13 protein-coding genes and 1 pseudogene are annotated in these 18506 nt (G+C 68.7%); 6 read left to right on the top strand and 8 right to left on the bottom strand.

Annotated elements, in window-relative coordinates:
* Window positions 1-17 precede the first annotated feature (17 nt).
* Window positions 18-2225: a catalase/peroxidase HPI gene (gene katG / locus GGR89_RS12630; protein WP_125978292.1), complete on the bottom strand. Its 2208-nt coding sequence runs from the start codon at window positions 2223-2225 to the stop codon at window positions 18-20.
* Between the two features lie 255 nt (window positions 2226-2480).
* Between katG and GGR89_RS12625 the strand changes: the two genes are divergently transcribed.
* Window positions 2481-3797, top strand: coding sequence for a cystathionine gamma-synthase family protein (locus GGR89_RS12625; protein ID WP_125978290.1), 1317 nt, complete (start codon window positions 2481-2483; stop codon window positions 3795-3797).
* A gap of 42 nt (window positions 3798-3839) precedes the next feature.
* Here the strand turns inward: GGR89_RS12625 and GGR89_RS12620 are convergent, their stop codons facing one another.
* From GGR89_RS12620 to GGR89_RS12605, 4 genes are all read right to left on the bottom strand, one after another.
* On the bottom strand, window positions 3840-4790 hold the full coding sequence (locus GGR89_RS12620) for an alpha/beta fold hydrolase (RefSeq protein WP_241218084.1): 951 nt from the start codon (window positions 4788-4790) through the stop codon (window positions 3840-3842).
* Window positions 4787-4996 carry a helix-turn-helix transcriptional regulator gene (locus GGR89_RS12615; RefSeq protein ID WP_125978288.1) on the bottom strand — a complete coding sequence of 70 codons (210 nt, stop codon included), beginning with the start codon at window positions 4994-4996 and terminating at the stop codon, window positions 4787-4789. The genes GGR89_RS12620 and GGR89_RS12615 overlap by 4 nt, the downstream gene beginning before the upstream one ends.
* Window positions 4993-5406: a hypothetical protein gene (locus GGR89_RS12610; protein ID WP_125978286.1), complete on the bottom strand. Its 414-nt coding sequence runs from the start codon at window positions 5404-5406 to the stop codon at window positions 4993-4995. The genes GGR89_RS12615 and GGR89_RS12610 overlap by 4 nt, the downstream gene beginning before the upstream one ends.
* Window positions 5407-5506: 100 nt before the next feature.
* Complete coding sequence (locus GGR89_RS12605; RefSeq protein WP_125978284.1) at window positions 5507-6901, bottom strand: glutamate ligase domain-containing protein; 1395 nt, start codon at window positions 6899-6901, stop codon at window positions 5507-5509.
* A 39-nt stretch (window positions 6902-6940) separates the two neighbouring features.
* Between GGR89_RS12605 and GGR89_RS12600 the strand changes: the two genes are divergently transcribed.
* A complete protein-coding gene (locus tag GGR89_RS12600) occupies window positions 6941-7759 on the top strand; it encodes an LD-carboxypeptidase (RefSeq protein WP_125978282.1) in 819 nt (272 codons plus the stop codon).
* Between the two features lie 251 nt (window positions 7760-8010).
* On the opposite strand, the pseudogene GGR89_RS12595 reads toward GGR89_RS12600, so the two are convergent.
* The 3 genes and pseudogenes from GGR89_RS12595 to GGR89_RS12585 all read right to left on the bottom strand — a co-directional run.
* Window positions 8011-8827 (bottom strand): annotated as a pseudogene (locus tag GGR89_RS12595) (IS5 family transposase); the annotation flags it as partial.
* Between the two features lie 54 nt (window positions 8828-8881).
* A complete protein-coding gene (locus tag GGR89_RS12590) occupies window positions 8882-10327 on the bottom strand; it encodes a S41 family peptidase (protein ID WP_167712966.1) in 1446 nt (481 codons plus the stop codon).
* Between the two features lie 70 nt (window positions 10328-10397).
* Window positions 10398-11924, bottom strand: a complete 1527-nt coding sequence (locus GGR89_RS12585; protein ID WP_206431214.1) for a DHA2 family efflux MFS transporter permease subunit — start codon at window positions 11922-11924, stop codon at window positions 10398-10400.
* 329 nt (window positions 11925-12253) lie between these two features.
* Between GGR89_RS12585 and GGR89_RS12580 the strand changes: the two genes are divergently transcribed.
* From GGR89_RS12580 to GGR89_RS12565, 4 genes are read left to right on the top strand one after another with little or no spacing between them, the layout of a single operon-like run.
* Complete coding sequence (locus GGR89_RS12580) at window positions 12254-12895, top strand: acyl-homoserine-lactone synthase (protein ID WP_167712962.1); 642 nt, start codon at window positions 12254-12256, stop codon at window positions 12893-12895.
* 2 nt (window positions 12896-12897) lie between these two features.
* A complete protein-coding gene (locus GGR89_RS12575; protein WP_125976722.1) occupies window positions 12898-13092 on the top strand; it encodes a hypothetical protein in 195 nt (64 codons plus the stop codon).
* Between the two features lie 43 nt (window positions 13093-13135).
* Complete coding sequence (locus tag GGR89_RS12570) at window positions 13136-17143, top strand: non-ribosomal peptide synthetase (RefSeq protein ID WP_164542676.1); 4008 nt, start codon at window positions 13136-13138, stop codon at window positions 17141-17143.
* Between the two features lie 33 nt (window positions 17144-17176).
* Window positions 17177-18472, top strand: coding sequence for a glycosyltransferase (locus GGR89_RS12565; RefSeq protein WP_125976724.1), 1296 nt, complete (start codon window positions 17177-17179; stop codon window positions 18470-18472).
* Window positions 18473-18506 lie beyond the last annotated feature (34 nt).

The following is an 18506-nucleotide window of genomic DNA, read 5'->3' as shown; positions in this document are numbered from 1 at the left end:
GGCCCCTTTTGCTTGGATCAGAGATCGACGCGGTCGGCGTGCATCACCTTGGTCCACGCCTTGCCGAACGCCTCGACGAACGCCGCCTCGGCATCGTCGGTCGCATAGGCTTCGGCCAGCGCGCGCAGCTGCGAGTTGGAGCCGAAGACCAGGTCGACGCGGGTGCCGGTCCATTTGGCCGCGCCGGTCTTGCGATCGGTCGCGACGAAGCTGCCGTCGCCCTGTGCCGTCCACTTGGCAGTGAAGCTGGTGGTCAGCAGGTTGCGGAAGAAGTCGTTGGTCAGCGTTTCCGGGCGATCGGTGAACACACCGTGCTTCGAGTCGCCATGGTTGGCGCCGAGCACGCGCAGGCCGCCGACCAGCACGGTCATCTCCGGCGCGGTGAGCGTCAGCAACGCGGCGCGATCGACCAGCAGTTCCTCTTCGGACCAGCCCATCGTGTCGCCGGCATAGTTGCGGAAGCCGTCGGTCTTGGGCTCAAGGGCTTCGAAGCTGTGCGCGTCGGTCTGATCCTGCGTCGCATCGGTGCGGCCCGGCACGAAGGGCAGCGCCAGGGCGTGCCCCGCCTTCTTCGCCGCCGCTTCCACCGCCGCCGTGCCGCCGAGCACGATCAGGTCGGCGAGCGATACCTTCTTGCCGCCGGTGTGGGCGCCGTTGAACTTCGCCTGGATGCCCTCCAGCACGCCCAGTGCCCTGGCCAGCTCGGCCGGCTCGTTCACCGCCCAGTCCTTCTGCGGGGCAAGCCGGATCCGCGCGCCATTGGCGCCGCCGCGCTTGTCGGTGCCGCGATAGGTGCTGGCCGAGGCCCAGGCGGTCTTCACCAGTCGCGAAATCGACAGGCCCGAGCCGAGGATCTCGGCCTTGAGCGCCGCCACGTCCGCCGTGTCGATCAGCGGGTGGTCGACCACCGGCACCGGATCCTGCCAGAGGCGCGGCTCGGCGGGCACTTCCGGCCCGAGCAGCTTGGCATGCGGGCCGCTGTCGCGGTGGGTCAGCTTGTACCAGGCCTCGGCAAAGGCATGGGCGAACGCTTCCGGATTCTCGTAGAAGCGGCGCGAGATCGGGCCATAGGCGGGATCGAAGCGCAGCGCGAGATCGGTGGTCAGCATCGTCGGGCGATGCTTCTTCGACGGATCATGCGCATCGGGGATCACTTCGCCCGCGTCCTTCGCCACCCACTGGTGCGCGCCGGCCGGGCTCTTGGTCAGCTCATACTCATACTCAAACAGGTTCTTGAAGAACCCCATGCCCCATTGGGTCGGGGTCTCGGTCCAGGTGACTTCGAGGCCGCTGGTGATCGTGTCGCCGGCATTGCCCTTGCCGAAGCTGTTCGCCCAGCCGAGCGCCTGCATCTCCAGTCCCGCGCCTTCCGGCTCCGGGCCGATATACTGGCTGGGGTCCGCCGCGCCATGGGTCTTGCCGAAGGTGTGGCCGCCCGCGATCAGCGCGACAGTCTCCTCGTCGTTCATCGCCATGCGCGCGAAGGTCTCGCGGATGTCGTGCGCGGCGAGCAGCGGATCGGGGTTGCCGTCCGGGCCTTCCGGATTGACGTAGATGAGGCCCATCTGCACCGCCGCCAGCGGGTTCGACAGGTCCCGCTCGCCCGAATAGCGGCCGCCCGGCTTCTCGCTGGTCTGCAGCCATTCGCGCTCGGGGCCCCAGTTGATGTCGCGCTCCGGCTCCCACACATCGGCGCGGCCGCCGCCGAAGCCGGCGGTCTTGAAGCCCATCGATTCGAGCGCGCAATTACCGGTGAGGATCAGCAGATCGGCCCAGGACAGTGCCCGGCCGTATTTCTGCTTGATCGGCCAGAGCAGCATGCGCGCCTTGTCGAGATTGGCATTGTCCGGCCAGCTGTTGAGCGGTGCGAAGCGCTGCGTGCCCGAGCCCGCGCCGCCGCGCCCGTCGCCGACGCGATAGGTACCAGCGCTGTGCCACGCCATGCGGATGAACAGCGGGCCGTAATGTCCGAAGTCCGCCGGCCACCAATCCTGCGAATCGGTCATCAGCGCGAAGATGTCGGCCTTCACCGCGGCGAGATCGAGCTTCTGAAATTCGGCGGCATAGTCGAAGTCCGCGCCCATCGGATCGCCGGCGGGCGGGTTCTGGTGGAGCACGGTGAGGTCGAGCTGGTTGGGCCACCAGGTCCGGTTCGTCATCTCGAACAGGACGGCGTTACCCTCCATCTTGCCGCCATGCATCGGGCATTGGGATTCGGCGTTCATTCGGGCATCTCCTTGCGGTTCGGGCTATGATCTGCGCAAAGCCTCGCACGGCCAGAGCGATCGATGAAATGGATTAGTCCATCCACACTGATCGATCCCGCCGCTCATGTCAGTATATCCGAACGGATAGGGGTCTGCCATGTCGCGCAGACGAAACGATGTTGCGCGATGGCGGTTACCGACTTGGCTGGTTTGCCCGCCCGAAGTGGTTACACTCGTAACCAATCGTAGAACACAGCACCGGAGAGCTTGCACATGACCGACGCCACCGAAGCCGATCTGACCGGCGGCACCCCCCGCCCCCGCCCCGAGGGCGAGGTGGAGACGATCGGCGGCCGCAAGCTCAAGCCGGCGACGATGATGATGGGGCATGGCTATGATCCGATGCTCTCGGAAGGCGCGCTGAAGCCGCCGATCTTCCTCACCTCCACCTTCGTCTTCCCCAATGCCGCGGCGGGCAAGCGCCACTTCGAGGGCGTGACCGGCAAGCGCCCGGGCGGGGCCGAGGGCCTGGTCTATTCGCGCTTCAACGGCCCGAACCAGGAGATCCTGGAAGACCGGCTGGCGATCTGGGAAGAGGCCGAGGACGCGCTTGCCTTTTCCTCGGGCATGTCGGCGATCGCCACCTTGTTCCTGTCGATGGTCAAGCCCGGCGACACGATCGTCCATTCCGGCCCGCTCTATGCGGCGACCGAGACACTGATCGCGCGGATCCTCGGCCGCTTCGGTGTCAACTGGCTCGACTTCCCGGCGGGCGCCACCCGCGAGGAAATCGACGCGGTGCTGACCAAGGCGGCGACCGGAAACGTCGCGCTGATCTATCTGGAGAGCCCCGCCAACCCGACCAACGCGCTGGTCGACGTGGAGGCGGTCGCCGCCAGTCGCGACGCGATCTTCACGGGCGACACCAAGCCGCCGATCGCGATCGACAACACCTTCCTCGGCCCGCTCTGGGCGCAGCCGCTGCGCCAAGGCGCCGACATCGTCGTCTACTCGCTGACCAAGTACGCCGGCGGCCATTCGGACCTGGTCGCGGGCGGGGTGCTGGGCACCAAGGCGCACATCAACACCATCCGCCTGATGCGCAACACGATCGGCACGATCTGCGACCCCAACACCGCCTGGATGCTGCTCCGCTCGCTGGAGACGCTCGAGCTGCGGATGAGCCGCGCGGGCGAGAATGCCGCGAAGGTGTGCGAATTCCTCGCGGCACATCCCAAGGTGGAGAAGGTCGGCTATCTCGGCTTCCTCGAGCGCGGCGAGGACAAGCGCCAGGCCGACATCTATCGCCGCCACTGCACCGGCGCGGGATCGACCTTCTCGCTCTACCTCAAGGGCGGCGAGAAGGAGGCGTTCGCCTTTCTCGACGCGCTCAAGATCGCCAAGCTGGCGGTCAGCCTGGGCGGCACCGAGACGCTCGCCTCGCACCCGGCGGGGATGACCCACCTGTCGGTCGCCGAGGACCGCAAGCAGGCGCTGGGGATCACCGACAACCTCGTCCGCATCTCGATCGGCGTCGAGGATGCCGACGACCTGATCGCCGACTTCGAGAATGCATTGCGGGCGGTGTGAGGTCGTTGGCAGGAGCGCGGGCCTCGCCGCGCTCCTGCTTCGTCAGTTCAGGAAGGTCATCAGCGCCCGCTCGAACACCGCCGGCTGGTCGAGCATGAGGAAGTGCCCGCTGTCGCCCACGCCGCGGATCGTAGCGTTGGGCGCCCCGGCATATTGCGCGCGGTAGAGCCCGAGGACCTTCTCCTCGCCGCCGCGCGCCTCGGTCCAGGGCACGAGCACGGTAATCGGCGCGAGGATCTTGGGCAGCACCGGCCGCAGGTCGGTGGTCATGTCCTCGTAAAGCGCCTGTCCGCTCACCCGCATGTCGGCCCGGGCAGACCAGCCGGCGACCGTTTCCTGCGACGCGGGCTTCAGCGCATTCTGCCGCGCGATCATCCGGCCGACCTGTTCGGGAATGGGCTTGCCGTACAGGCTCGTCATCTGGGCACGCATCATCTCCGCCTGGGGCCTGATCGATTCCGGCGTGGCAGCGGGGGCGAAGAGGGTGCCGATGAACGGCAGCGCATCGACGACCAGCGCCTTCTGCACATCGCCCGGATGCGCGCGCGCCAGCATCAGCGTCACCAGCCCGCCCATCGAATGGCCGACCACCGGCACCGCGCCCAGCTTGCGGGTCGCGATCAGCGTGTGGAGATCCGCGACGATGCCGTCGAGGATGCCGGGCTGCAGATTGCCGCGCGGATCCTCGCCGCCGAAGCCGTTGACCTGCACCAGATAGACGCGGTGGCTCCTGATCAGCTCGGGCACCACCCCGTCCCAGGTCGCGCGCGGGCTGGACAGGCCCGGGATCAGCACCACCGGGCTGCCGCGGCCGAGCACCTGCACCGAGATATGGTCCATCTGCACCAGCGTGTCGGCGGGCGTGGCGATCGCCCGCACCGGCGCCGCATGCGCGTGCTTGAAGAAGGCGTTGGCCACCAGCAGCGCAAGGAGGATGGCGAACCAGGGAAGCCGGTTGTCCCGGCGGCACAGGCAGCGCAGATGGCGGTTCATTGGCCAGGCTCCTTGGCTGGATTGACGAAAATCTCTTCGATCGCGAGACCGAACAGGTCGGCGATCTTGAAGGCGAGCGGCAGCGAGGGATCGTAGCGGCCCGTCTCGATGGCGTTGACGCTCTGGCGCGAAACCTCCAGCAGGTCGGCGAGATGCTGCTGGCTCCACGCCCGCTCGGCGCGGAGCACGCGGAGGCAGTTGTTCATGCGTCGAATCCTACCCGGTCACGCCAAGCCATCAGGCATTGGGCGGCGCCCCAGCTCGCACACCAGATCGGGAACGCCCAGAACACGTCGATCTGGCCGATCGCATGGTAGATCTGGAGGAAGCCTAGCACCGCGGACACGGCGAGCACCACGCCGATGCCGAACAGCATCGCGGTGACGATCCGCTGGCGCAGATACTCGTCGGTTTCCTCGCGGACGTACAGCCCGATCACCACGAGCATGGCGATGATGGATATCGCCAGCAGGATCGAGAGCGCGATCAACGCAGCGCCGGTCGGCTGGAAACAGGCAACCAAAAGGCTCGTCGTCATCACCGTCACGACATAGCCGATCATCGTCGGAACGAAGCGCTTGAGATAGCGGCGGGCGGCGGGGGTTTTCAGCTGCATGGCAAGCTCCTGTCCGATGACAAGCAAGCTTTACGTCAACCACGCTTTACATGTCAAGCGTAGTTGACAATGCCAGGTCCTCCCCGTGCCGGGGAGGAATTTACGTGCCGAGCCGCGCCACCATGTCCTCGGCGAGCTGGCTGAGCGTATCGTCGCGCGCCCCCATCACCACGATGCGGTCGCCCGGGCGCGCCTGCGCCACCAGATGCGCCGCCGCCGCCTCGCGGCCGGGGATGTGCAGCGCCTGCGCGCCGGTCGCCGCGACATCGGTGACGATGTCGGCGCTGGTCACCTCCCGGCTTACGGTTCCGCCCTGATAGACCGGGTCCGGCAGCACCAGCAGGTCCTCGCGCCCGAGCTTCGTGGCGAACATCGCGACCAGTTCGCGCCGCATCACCTTGAGCGGGCCATAGCCGTGCGGCTGGAACAGCAGCAGCAACCTTCCCGGAAAGGCGTGGAGCGTATCGAGCGTCGCGGCGATCTTGTCCGGATTGTGCCCGAAATCGTCGATCACCGACACCCCGCCGGCCGTGCCGACCAGCTCGAAGCGCCGCCGCAGCCCGGTGAAGCCCTCGACCGCCGTGCACGCATCCGCCAGCGACACGCGGGCCGCCGTCGCCGCGCCGATCGCCGCCAGCGCATTGGCGACATTGTGCCGCCCAGGCACCTGCAGCCGCACCCGCCGCACCGTCTCGCCATGCACCAGGTCGAAGCCGATCGCAAAGGCCTCGGGCGCCAGGTTCCGCGCCATCAGATCTGCGTCCGCCTCCACCGCGAAGGTCAGCGTCCGCCCGCGATCGAGCCCCGCCGCCAGCGCGGCGCTTTCGGCATCGCCCACATTGACCACCGTCGTCGCCGCCTTGCCCGCAAAGGCGCCGAACAGCAGTCGCAATTCCTCCAGCGACTTGTGATCAAGGCTGACATTGTTGAGCACCGCGATCCGCGGCCAGTAATTGGCGATCGAGCCGTCGCTCTCGTCCACCTCGCTGACGAAGGCGTCTCCCGCGCCCACCAGCGCACTCGCGAACGGCGCATCGGGTCCTGCGAAATTCTTCATCACCGCGCCGTTCATCACGGTGGGGTCGCGCCCGCAGGCGTGGAGGATCCAGCCGATCATCCCCGTCACGGTCGACTTGCCGCTGGTCCCCGCCACGCCGATCGGCAACGACGAGGCGTTGAACAGGCTCGCCAGCAACTCGGCCCGCGACATCCGCGTACAGCCCAGTTCGGCGGCGCGCACCATGTCCGGCACGGTCGGCTCGATCGCGGCGGAGGCGACGACCACCTGCTCGGCCGACTGCACCCCGCTGCCGTCCTGCGGGAACAGGCCGACGCCGCGGCTGCGCAGCCAGTCGAACTTGGCCGCCAGCCGCCCGCCGTCGAGGCTGCGATCCGAACCCGAGACCCGGGCACCCCGGCCGGCGAGGATCATCGCCAGCGGCATCATCCCCGAACCGCCGATTCCTACGAAGAAGGTTGCTTTGCCATGCTGCATGGGCACGCTATCGGCGAAGCGAGGAGACCATACAAGCATATGCGGATCGGAGTCGTCGCGCCGGCGCGGCCAGTCACCCGGGAATCGTCTGCCCGCATGGCGGCATTCATGGCGCTCACCTACCCGGAGCACGAGATCGTGTTCCACCCGCAATGCTATCTCTCGGCGGGCCATTTCGCCGGCACCGATGCCGAGCGCGCGGCGGCCTTCCTGGAGTTCGCCAACGATCCCGTGATCGACGCGATCTGGTTCGCGCGCGGCGGCTATGGCTCGAACCGCATCCTCGACGCGGTGATGCCGCACCTCGGCGACGCGGCCCGGCGCAAGACGTACATGGGCTTCTCCGACATGGGCTTCCTGCTCGGCGCGCTCTACGCCCGCGGAATCGGCCATCCGGTCCATGCCTCGATGGCGAGCAGCATCGGCAAGAATGATGCCGGCGTCGATACCGGCTGGGCGCTCGGCTGGCTGATCGACCGCGACCGCCGCGGGCTCGACCCTGCGCTGGCCGACGGGCGCCCCGCCGCCGCCTTCAACCTCGCGATCCTGACCGCGCTGATCGGCAGCAAGTACCTGCCCGACCTCACCGACCATGTGCTGATGATCGAGGAAGTGGACGAGCCGCTCTACCGGATCGACCGGATGCTGTTCAATATGGCCCATGCCGAGCAGTTGAAGGGCATCGCCGGCATCCGCCTCGGCGCGGTGACCGCGATCGCCGAGAACGACCCGCCCTTCGGCGAGACGGTGGACGAGATGATCCTGCGCTGGTGCAAGGAGATGGGCGTCCCCTATCTCGGCCGCTGCGCGATCGGGCATGTCTCGACCAACCACGTCGTGCCGTTCGGCGTCGCATGAGCCCCGATTCCCAGGCGCTGCGGACATGCCACGGCGCGGTATCGCTGCTCGCCCACCCCGCGCCGATCGAGCGGCTGGAACGGCTGGAGGCGGCGCTTGGCACCGGGGTGCGGATTTATGAAGCGCGACGACGTCGCGGGAGTCGGCGGCGGAGAACCACTTTGGTTCGCTACAGCAGCACCCGACATTGTGTCGTTTTTGCAGCAAATCTTTCTGGCATTCGACTCTAAAAGTCGGTTTGAGAATATTCGGGGATGTACGATCCGGCGCAGCATGCGGCTGCTGAGAGCCACCTGGATCATGACATGGGAGACGTCGAGGCGCTGCTCGTACTCGCGGACGAGGCGCTTCCATCTGGTTATCCATCCGAAGGTGCGCTCGACGACCCAGCGCCTGGGCAGGACGTTGAAGCCGGGACCCTTGTCGGTGCGACGGACGATCTCCAGCACGAAGTGGCGATACGCGGCAGCATCCATGAGGCGGGTGCGATCGTAGGCGCCATCGGCGAACAGGTGCTTGCGCCACGGCCACCGCTTGCGGATGGCCGCCACGATCGCCTGGGCATCGGCACTGTCGGAAATGTCGGCGGTGGTGAGGTTGACCGTCAGCAGCCTGCCGTCTGTCTCGACGGCGTGTGGCGCTTGCGACCGACGACCTTCTTGCCGGCATCGAACCCACGCTTTCCCGCCGCTGGCGCCTTGATCGACTGGCTGTTGATAAGGGCGGCGCTCGAGCTCTGCTCGCGCCCTTCGCGCTCGCGATCGAGCATCAGCGTGACGTCGTGGATCGTGCGGAACAGCAACCGGCGCACGAAGCGGCGGAACCACCAATATGCCGTCTGCCAGGGCGGAAAGTCGTTTGGCAGCATCCGCCAGCCGCCACCCGTCCGGGCAAGGTACCCCAATGCGTCGAGCACCTCGCGAAGATCGGTCTTCGCCTTTCGCCTGCGTTTCGGAACCGATGACGGGAACGGCTGGATGAACCGCCGCGCCTCATCCGTCAAATCGGATAGCGTTTCGCTCGCCGCTCAAATCCAGCCATCCGGCCTCGGCTCTCTCGCGTCCACATCCCGAGCTTGAATCACGCCAGAGCCGACCCATCAACCCATTCTCAAACGGTCTCTCAGAACAGTCCAGGCACCTCGCGCTGCGCGGTGTTCGGCCGTTCGGGCGAGAGGAGTTCGTTGGGCACGGAGGCGGCGCGCGCCATCGCGAAGCCGCCGATCGCGCTGCAGCTGCGCCCCGCGACGAAATCGAGCGCCGCCTTCACCGAAGCCTCGCGCACGTCGCCCAGCGGCTGCGAGAGGTCGTCGCTGGCGGCGCAGCTCGCCTCGACGTTGCTGGCGAGGCCGTTGAAATAGCTGCCCTGGCGATTGGCGTTCTGCGTAGCAAAGGCGATCACGCGCAGCCGGTCGTCGCACTCGCTTTTGTCGATGGCCACCTGGCCCACCGGCTTGCCATAGGTGTTGGTGCCGATCAGCCCCAGATTGGCGCGGAAATAGGGGAGCATGCCGTTGATCACCAACTCGCTGGCCGAGGCGGTGCTGCGCGTGCCGATGAAGGCGATCCGGGTGGGGGCGAGCGACTGGGGCTGGGGCGCGAACCTGTCGACCTTGTCGTTCGCCGACTTTTCGGGCCGGAAGCTGGTATAGGCAAACACGTCGGTCGTGGCGCGTCCGCCGCCGAGCAGATTGCCGAAAAGGACCGCGATCGAGACCAGCCCGCCGCCATTGTAGCGCAGGTCGACGATCACCTTGTCGATGCCCTGCGCCTTGAAATTGGCAAAGGCGCTGCGCAGCGCGGGATCGGCCGTGTCGATGAAGGTCCGCAGATTGACATAGCCGACGCGGCCGCCGCCGTTCGGGTCGGTGAGGATCTGCGCGCCGTAGCGGCTCGACACCGGGGTGAGGGTGAAGTCCGACTTGGCGAGCGTGACGGTGCGGACAGCACCGTTCGGATCGCGCACGCGCAGCACGCGGGTGGTGCCGTTGGTGTCCGGACCCAGCGCCGCCTGCACGCCGGCCGTCCCTTGCGTGCTGAAGAGCGTGCTCACGTCGCGCAGGTCGCCGTTGCTGGTGCCGATGGCGAGGATCTGGGTGCCGCGATCGATGCCGGCCTGCAGCGCGTTGCCGCCCTCGAAGCTCTCGGCCACGGTCAGCGTGCTGCTGCCGTCGCTGGCCAGGCGGAAGCCGAAGCCGGCGCTGGAGCCGCTGGTGTAATAGGCGGTCTCCTCGGCGATCGAGGTGAGGTAGGTGAAGTAGCGGTCGCGCCCTTGCGCGCGGGCGGTGGCGGTGAGCGCGTCGAGATACTCGTCGGCGGTGCCGTAGCCGGAAGGGTTGAGGCTCGTCGGCAGCGTCTCCGGGAAGAGATACCATTCGCGCATCGTCGCCAGGATCCAGTCCTGTCGGGCGCGGAGCGTACAGGCGCTGGAGGTCGGGGCGGGGGTGGTGGTGCCGGTGCCGGTGCCGGGCTGGACGATGGTACCAGGCCCGCTGCTGCCGCCACCGCCGCAGCCGGCCAGCAATGCGGCCAACACCATCGCCGAAACGCCCGAACGCACACGCCGCATCTTCATGATCCCCCAATCTGGGGCAACGCTAGCCGCATGCCGGTTGTCGCGCCATAGGGTAGCGAGGCCGTCAGCCCTGTCCGGCGGTGCGGCCATTCGTCTCCGAATGCCTGCGATGGCCGCTCATCGCCGCGCCGGCGTCGTGCGCGAAGCGGCGGTTCCAGAACAGCGCCGAGGCCGAGATGCCGGCGACGATCACGAAGGCCAGCGAGAAGTCGCCGAGGTGGAGCGCCTCGCGGTGCGCCAGCCGCGGCCCCAGCTCCAGCGCGGTCGCGGCGGTGCAGATGCCGAGCGACAGGGTCAGCTGCTGGAAGGTCGCGTATAGGCTGGTCGCCGCGCTCATCTCCTGCTTCTCGACATCGGCATAGGCGATGGCGTTGTAGCCGGTGAACTGGAACGAGGTGAAGAAGCCCGACAGCGCCAGCACCGCTACCATCGCGGCGACCGGCCAGTCCGGCCGGAACAGCGCGCAGCTGGCATAGCCGAGGCTGCTCACCAGCCCAGAGACGATCAGGCTGTCGCGAAAGCCCCAGCGGCGCAGGACGCGCGGCGCCAGCGCCTTCATCGCCAGCGCGCCGATCGCGCCCACCATGGTGATGGTGCCGGTGGTCGCGGCGGAAAGGCCGAAGCCGAGCTGGAACAGCAGCGGCAGCAGGAAGGGCTGCGCACCCTGGGTGATGCGGGTGAGCGAACCGGCGATCACCGACAGCCGGAAGGTGTCGATCCGCATCAGCCGCGGATCGAGGATCGGGTCGCTGGTGCGCCGGGCGTGCCGGACATAGCCGAGGCCGAAGACCAGGCCGATGCCGAGCAGCGCCAGCGCCACGCGGCCGGTGCCGGGGCGGCTCGACAGTTCGAAGCCGAACAACAGGCAGCCCAGCGCCACGCCGGAGAGGAAGAAGCCGCTGGTATCGAACCGCGGCCGCGAGTCGCCGCGGATCTCGGGTACCAGCAACAGCGCGCCGACGATGCCGGCGATGCCGATCGGTAGGTTGAGGTAGAAGATCCAGCGCCAGTCGAGCCAGGTGACGATGAAGCCGCCCAGCGGCGGCCCCAGGATCGGCCCGATCAGCGCGGGCATCACCAGCCAGGACAGCGCCTGGACCATGTCTTCCTTGGCGACGCTGCGCAGCAGCACCAGCCGGCCGACGGGCACCATCATCGCGCCGCCGATCCCTTGCAGGAAGCGGGCGGCGACGAGCATCGGCAGCGTGCCGGCCTGCGCGCAGAGGATGGAACCGGCGAGGAAGATGGCGATCGCCACGCAGAAGATGGTGCGCGAGCCGAATCGGTCGGCCAGCGTGCCGCTCGCCGGAATGAACAGCGCGAGGGCCAGAAGGTAGCTGGTCAGCGCGAGGCTGAGGCTGGTGGCGGAGGTGCCGAGGTCGCGTGCCATCGTCGGCAGCGCTACGGTCAGCACCGTGCCGTCGAGCTGCTGCATGAACAGGGCGGCCGCGACGACGAGCGCGATCGCGCGGTAGCCGCTGCCGCCGCCAGGGGGCGCCTTGGTCGGCGTGGTGACCGCCTCCACCGCCGGTGCCAGCCCGTCGCCGACATCGGCGCTCATCGAGGCCAGGTTACGTCGTCTCCACCGCATGCCGGTCCTTTGCTCTTTTCCGTCCATTCCCGAAAGCTGATCTGCTCGTTCGATAAACCTGCTACGGCGATAGGCCGATGAAATCGTTTCCGCACCCCCTGCGCCATCGGCTGTGCGGATGTATGCGGACAGGCGCCACCGCGCCGATACAGGGTCCGATGCGCCCGCCTGCCGCAAACGCGGCGGCGCACCCGCACCTCCAAGGCCTTCCGCTCCCTGGGACTCCTCGGAAACGGGCGGCCGGGCGCCCGACCCTACCAGATCTGGGAGTAGGCGCGGCGCCCTCCAACACCGATTGTGCGCCGCAGCGAACACGACGAGGGGCGGTCATGATCGACTTGGTGACGTGGCAATCGGCGCATCTGCTCGGCGATGCGCTCGCCGATCAATATCGCTTCCGGCATGACCAGTTCGTCGTCCGGTCCGGGTGGAACGTCCCGCATTTCGACGGCATGGAATATGACCAGTTCGACACCCCCGCCGCGCGCTATCTGCTGTGGCGGGACCATGCCACGCGGGTCCGCGGGATGGTGCGGCTGCTCCCCACCACGCGCCCCTACATGACCGAGACCTTGTGGCCCGAACTCGCACCCGAAGAGGGGCCGCCGCGCACCGAGACGGTCTGGGAGAATACCCGTTTCGCGGTCGACCGCGCGCTGCCGGCGCCGCTGCGCCGGATGGTGACGAGCGAGCTCATCCTGGCCTCGCTGGAATTCGGAATCTGCCAAGGGATCGAGCGCTATCTGCTGATTTCGCCGCTCTGGGTGTTGCGCGGCGCGCTGGCTGCGGCCGGGTTGCCGCACCGCCTGCTGCAGCAGACCGACACGCTCGGTCGCTGGCCGGTGGCGAGCGCCTATGTGCGGGTGTCCGAACAGATCCTCATGGTCGCGCGGCAGCGGCTGGGCGTGCAGCATCGGGTGCTCGCCGATCGGCAGGGCGGCGTCTGCCACCCCGTCGTGCAGGCGGCGTGACCATGCACCTGCCGCAACGCCGCAAGATCGCCAGCCGGATGGCCGAAGCGCTGCGCTACCTGCAGCGCGAGGCCAAGGCCGCCGCGCTGGACGAGGTGGCCGCGGCACTCGCGCATGCGGAGCGCTCCGCCGGCGGCGCAGCCGTCGACCGGTCGAGCACGGCGCCGGCCGCCGATCGGGCGAAGCGGCCGACGTGACGCAGTTTCAGACAATTGGGGCATACAAGGGGGAGTCGACGCGATGCAGCATGGATCCGAGCAACTACTGCCACTGACCACCGCCCAGCGCGGCCTGTGGATCGGCAGCCAGATCGCGCCGCCGGGTTCCACCTTCAACATCGCCGAGGCGGTGGAGATCCTGGGGGATATCGACCCGCATCTGTTCGTGGCGGCGATCACCCAAGTGTCGGAGGAAGCGGAGACTACCCGCATCCAGATCGTCCAGACCCCCGAAGGCCCGATGCAGCGGGTGGTGCCGTCGATGCGCACCGAATTCCCGTTCGTCGATGTGAGCGGCGAACCCGATCCGGACGCGGCGGCGCTGGCCTGGATGCGCGCCCGTATCCTCGCGCAGCTCGATCTGGAGCGCGATGGCTTATGGGTCAGCGCGCTGCTGAAGCTCGGCCCGCAGCGCTTTATGTGGTTGCAATGCTGCCACCATATCGCGCTGGACGGCTTCACCGGGGGCATGCTCGCGGCGCGGCTTGCCGAGGTCTACACCGCGTTCGTCGAGAAGCGCGCGCCCGAGCCGCACGGCTTTCTGCCGATCGCCCTGCTCGTCGAGCAGGAGCAGGGCTATCGCGACTCCGATCGCCGCGAAACCGATCGCAAATACTGGGTGGAGCAACTGCGCGACGTGCCCGATGCGCCGACGCTGTCGATGCGGCTCGATCGCCGCAATACCGCCGCCTCGGGCGCCGATGGCGGCTTCATCCGACGGTCCTGGACGATCCCGGCCGAGATGGTGGAGCGCCTGCGCGTGCTGGTGCGCAGCCACGGCGCGACGCTGCCGCAGGGCCTCACCGCCATGCTCGCCGCCTATCTGTTCCGCATGACCGGCAAGGAGGATTTCGTCGTTGGCATGCCGATGACCGGGCGCGGCAGCCGTACCCTGCGCCAGGTGCCCGGCCTGGTCGCCAACGTGGTCGCGCTGCGCTTCCGGCCGGTGCGCGAGACCAGCTTCGTCGAGCTGCTCACCCAGTCCCGCCGGGTGCTGCAGAGCGCGTTGCGGCACCAGCAATTCCGCTACGAGGATCTGCGCCGCGAGCTGGGATTCAACGAGATCAACCAGCACCTCGCGCGGTTCAGCGTCAACATCGAGCCGTTCGATTATGCGCTGCGCTTCGGCGGCGCCACCGCCCGCAGCCACAATCTGAGCAACGGGGCGATGGAAGACCTGACCGTCTTCCTGTTCGACCGGCAGGACGGCGAAGGCATCCGGATGGATTTCGATGCCAATCCGGGGCTCTACACGCATGAAGAACTCGACGCGCATCTCGCACGGGTCGAACGGCTGATGTCCGCGGTGCTCGCCGATCCGGAGGTCGCGCTGGTCGCGCACGACCTGATCGGCGGCGATGAGCGCCAGCGCTGGGCGGCACAGGTCCGCGCGGCCGAGCGTGCCTGGCCCGCCGACGACGCACCTGCGCTGGTGCGCCGCAAGGCGGCGGATCGCCCCGATGCGCCTGCGGTGATCGATACAGCGGGAGCGCTCAGCTATCGCGTGCTCGGTGCGGATGTCGAAGCACTGCGGCGCCAACTGGCCGCAGCGGGGGTGGGGCCGGGCCACCTGGTCGCGGTCGTGCTGCCGCGCGACCGGCGGCTGGTCACCGCGCTGCTCGCCATCGCCGAGAGCGGCGCCGCCTGGCTGCCGCTCAACGGCCACGGCCCGGTCGACCGCCTGCACGCCATCCTGGAAGACGCGCGCCCGTCGCTGGTGCTGTGCGACGCCGACATGGACCTGCCGATCGCCGTTCCGCGTCTGGTGCTCGCACGCGCCGGCGCGGCAGGCGTGCTTCATGGCGGCGATGCTGATCCGGCCCCGCGGGTTCCGGCCGGCACCGCCTATGTCACCTATACCTCGGGCACCACCGGGCGGCCGAAGGGCGTGGTCGTCTCCCACGCCAACCTCCGCAACCTGCTGCTGTCGATGCGGGAAATCCTCTCGGTCGCGCCCGACGAGCGCCTGCTGGCGATCACCACGGTGACCTTCGACATTGCGGTGCTCGAGCTGCTGCTGCCGCTGGTCGCCGGTGGGACCGTCGTGGTCGCCACGCGCGAGGAGGCGGGCGATCCCAAGCGGCTGGCGGAGGCGATCGCGCGCCACGGCGTGACCGCGCTCCAGGCGACGCCCACCATGTGGCAGGCGATCCTCGGCGCCGGCCAGGGCGAGGCATTGCGCGGGCTGCTGCTGCTGACCGGCGGCGAAGTCCTGTCCGGCCAGCTCGCCGAGCGGTTGCTCGGCCTCGGGCGCGCGGTGTTCAACCTGTACGGCCCCACCGAGACGACGATCTGGTCGACGGCGCAGCAGATCGGCACGGCGGACCTGGTGCTCCCGGCGATCGGCCGTCCGCTCGCCAACACCCAGCTGCATGTCGTCGATACCTATGGCATACAGCTGCCCGACGGCACGATCGGCGAACTCGCGATCGGCGGCGACGGTGTCGCGACCGGTTATCTCGGCCAGCCGGCGCTGACCGCCGAACGCTTTCCGCCCGATCGCTTCACCGACGCGGCCGGCGCCAGGCTCTACCGCACCGGCGATCGCGCGGTGCGCGATGCCGACGGCGTGGTGCGGACGCTGGGGCGCAACGACGACCAAGTGAAGATCAAGGGCGTCCGTGCCGAGCCGGCGGAGATCGAATCCGCGCTGCTCCGGCTGAGCGGGATCGAACAGGCCGCAGTCGTGCTCGAACGCGGGGACGAGGGGGCGATGCTGGTCGCCTATCTCGTCGCCGGCGAGGGGCACCTGCCCGCCGAACCCGCGAAGCTGCGCCGGGCGCTTTCGACGATGCTGCTGCCGCAGGTGATCCCGTCGCGCTTCCACTATCTCGACGCGCTGCCGCGGACGCCGAACGGCAAGCTCGATCGCCGCGCGCTGCCGCGTCCGGGCAAGCAGGACGTCATCGAAAGCGCGGCTTCGGCGCAACCGCGCACGCCCACCGAGATCATGCTCGCGCAGATCTGGCGGTCGGTGCTGGGGGTCGAGGAGATCGGCATCCACGACAACTTCTTCGATCTCGGCGGCGACAGCCTGAGCGCGGTGCATCTGGTGACCGCGCTGGCCGACCTCGGCGCCGATCTCTCGATCGGCCATCTGTTCACCGAACCCACCATCGCGGGCCTCGCGCCGCTGTTCGACGGCAGCGCGCAAGGCTCCGGCTTTCTCGACCTGATGCTGCCACTTCGCAGCGAAGGCGATGCCGCGCCGCTGTTCTGCCTCCATCCGGTGCTGGGCGTGGGGTGGAGCTTCGCCACGCTGGCGCCGCATCTGCCCCAGCGTCACCCGGTCTATGCGCTCCAGGATATCGGGCTGCTCCAGGGCGAGGCCCGCCCTGCCTCGATCGAGGCCCTGGTCGAGATCTATCTCGAGCAGATCCGCGCGGTGCAGCCGGCCGGTCCCTATCACCTGATCGGCTGGTCGATGGGCGGATTGATCGCGCATGGCATCGCCTCTCGCCTGCGCAGCGCGGGCGAAGACGTGGCCCTGCTCGCGCTGCTCGATTCCTATCCCTTCCTCGGCACCGAGGCCGATCCCGAGGACATGGAAGAGATCGTCCTCATCCGCGCCGCGATGGATTTCCTGCAGCTGCAGCCCGCCCAGGGTGCGCCGATGCCCGAAACCGCGGACGCGCTGGTCGAACTGATCGCCGCGGCGATCGACATGGGCGCGCTGCCGGCGACGCTCGGGCAGGAAATCGGCGACGTGCCGGCGTTCATCGATCGTCTCCGCGCCGTGACCCTGTACAATCTCGGCCTGGCGCGGCGATACCGGCCCGGCCATGCAGACACCGATGCGCTGTTCCTCCGCGCGGCCCTGCGCGGCGGCGACGGCGCCGGTGCGGTGATCCGTGACAGCCCCACCGTGTGGGGCAGCCATCTGGCGGGCACGCTCGCCATCCATGAGGTCGACTGCCGGCATCAGGACATGATGCTGCCCGCCCATGCGGCGCGGATCGGCGGCATCCTGACCCGCCACCTCGATGCGCTGGCGCAGGACTCTGCGCTGGTCGCGGTCGAACGGCCCTAACGGGCGGTGGCGGCACGGCGACGGAGGCACGACATGCGCATCGCCATCTTCACCATCGGGACGCAGGGCGACGTACGGCCCTTCGCCGCCTTCGGCCGCCATCTCCAGGCGCTCGGCCATGCGGTGACGATCGCCACGAGCGACCGTCACCGCGCGCTGATCGACCAGGTGGGCCTGCGGCTGGCCCCGATCGAATCGGACTATGCGGCGTTGATGGCGCGCGAGCGGGCGCTGATCGATGGCGGGAACCAGTTGAGGATCGCCGGGTCGGTCGCCGCGACGATGATGGCCTGGGCGCCGCAATGGGCGCGGCAGGGGATGGAAGCGGCCCGGGGCGCCGATCTCGTCCTCGGCTCTGGCTCGGGCACGATCCTCGGCGCCGCGGTGGCGGAAAGGATCGGCGTGCCGTTCGTCCAGGCGCAGTTCATGCCGCTGACCCCGTCGCGGCACCTGGCGCCGATCTGGCCGCTACCCGGCCTGCGCCTGCCCGGTACCGCCAATCTCGCCCTCTCGCATGCGTTGCGAATCGCGATGTGGCGGCTGATGGCGCGGCCGTCCAATGCGTTGCGCGAGGCCTTGGGGCTGCGCGCCTTCCCGCTCCTCGGCCCGTGGTACGAACGCGAGCAACGGGTACGGCCGCAACCCGTCCTCTACGCGTTCAGCAGGCACCTGCAGCCGCAGCCGGCCGACTGGTCGCCGGGGCGGGCGGCGGTCGTCGGCTTCTGGTCGCTCGATCAGGGGCACGACTGGACGCCGCCACCGGCGCTGCGCGACTTCCTCGATGCCGGGCCGCCGCCCCTCTATGTCGGGTTCGGCAGCATGCTCAGCGGCGATCAGCAGCGCTTCACCCGTCTGGTTCTCGACGCGGTTCGGCGGACCGGTCGTCGCGCGATCGTTGCGACCGGTTGGGGCGCGCTGGAGTCGGCGCAGGCGCCGCCCAACGTGCTGTTCCTCCGGGATGCACCCCATGACTGGCTGTTCCCGAGGGTGTCGCTCGCCGTGCATCACGGCGGCGCCGGAACGACGGCAGCCGCCACGCGGGCAGGGCTACCGCAGGTCGTCGTGCCGTTTCTGGCCGATCAGTTCTACTGGGCGTGGCGGCTCGAGCGCTCCGGGGTCAATCCGGTCCTGCTCGATCGCCGGACGATGACGGCGCAGGACCTTGCCGATGCGATCTTCCTGGCGGAGCGTGAAGGCGTTCGCGCGGCGGCTGAACGGCTCGGCAGCCTGCTCCGGGCCGAGACGGGGATGGAGAATGCCACCCATGCCCTGGAGCGCTGGGGCGTGTTGCCGGCGGTGCAGACCGGTCGAGCCCGCCAGCTCGCATAGGCCCGGCCCAGCACGCTGCGGGCCCGGAGCGGCG

The sequence above is a fragment of the Sphingomonas trueperi genome (assembly GCF_011927635.1).
GTDB lineage: Bacteria > Pseudomonadota > Alphaproteobacteria > Sphingomonadales > Sphingomonadaceae > Sphingomonas > Sphingomonas trueperi.
This window is presented reverse-complemented; position numbering and strand designations above follow the sequence as displayed.

Excerpts from the sequence above, each read along its gene's own strand:
- katG (WP_125978292.1), bottom strand. The coding sequence starts at position 2,225 with ATGAACGCCGAATCCCAATGCCCGATGCATGGCGGCAAGATGGAGGGT.
- GGR89_RS12625 (WP_125978290.1), top strand. The coding sequence starts at position 2,481 with ATGACCGACGCCACCGAAGCCGATCTGACCGGCGGCACCCCCCGCCCC.
- GGR89_RS12620 (WP_241218084.1), bottom strand. The coding sequence starts at position 4,790 with ATGAACCGCCATCTGCGCTGCCTGTGCCGCCGGGACAACCGGCTTCCC.
- GGR89_RS12615 (WP_125978288.1), bottom strand. The coding sequence starts at position 4,996 with ATGAACAACTGCCTCCGCGTGCTCCGCGCCGAGCGGGCGTGGAGCCAG.
- GGR89_RS12610 (WP_125978286.1), bottom strand. The coding sequence starts at position 5,406 with ATGCAGCTGAAAACCCCCGCCGCCCGCCGCTATCTCAAGCGCTTCGTT.
- GGR89_RS12605 (WP_125978284.1), bottom strand. The coding sequence starts at position 6,901 with ATGCAGCATGGCAAAGCAACCTTCTTCGTAGGAATCGGCGGTTCGGGG.
- GGR89_RS12600 (WP_125978282.1), top strand. The coding sequence starts at position 6,941 with ATGCGGATCGGAGTCGTCGCGCCGGCGCGGCCAGTCACCCGGGAATCG.
- GGR89_RS12590 (WP_167712966.1), bottom strand. The coding sequence starts at position 10,327 with ATGCGGCGTGTGCGTTCGGGCGTTTCGGCGATGGTGTTGGCCGCATTG.
- GGR89_RS12585 (WP_206431214.1), bottom strand. The coding sequence starts at position 11,924 with ATGCGGTGGAGACGACGTAACCTGGCCTCGATGAGCGCCGATGTCGGC.
- GGR89_RS12580 (WP_167712962.1), top strand. The coding sequence starts at position 12,254 with ATGATCGACTTGGTGACGTGGCAATCGGCGCATCTGCTCGGCGATGCG.
- GGR89_RS12575 (WP_125976722.1), top strand. The coding sequence starts at position 12,898 with ATGCACCTGCCGCAACGCCGCAAGATCGCCAGCCGGATGGCCGAAGCG.
- GGR89_RS12570 (WP_164542676.1), top strand. The coding sequence starts at position 13,136 with ATGCAGCATGGATCCGAGCAACTACTGCCACTGACCACCGCCCAGCGC.
- GGR89_RS12565 (WP_125976724.1), top strand. The coding sequence starts at position 17,177 with ATGCGCATCGCCATCTTCACCATCGGGACGCAGGGCGACGTACGGCCC.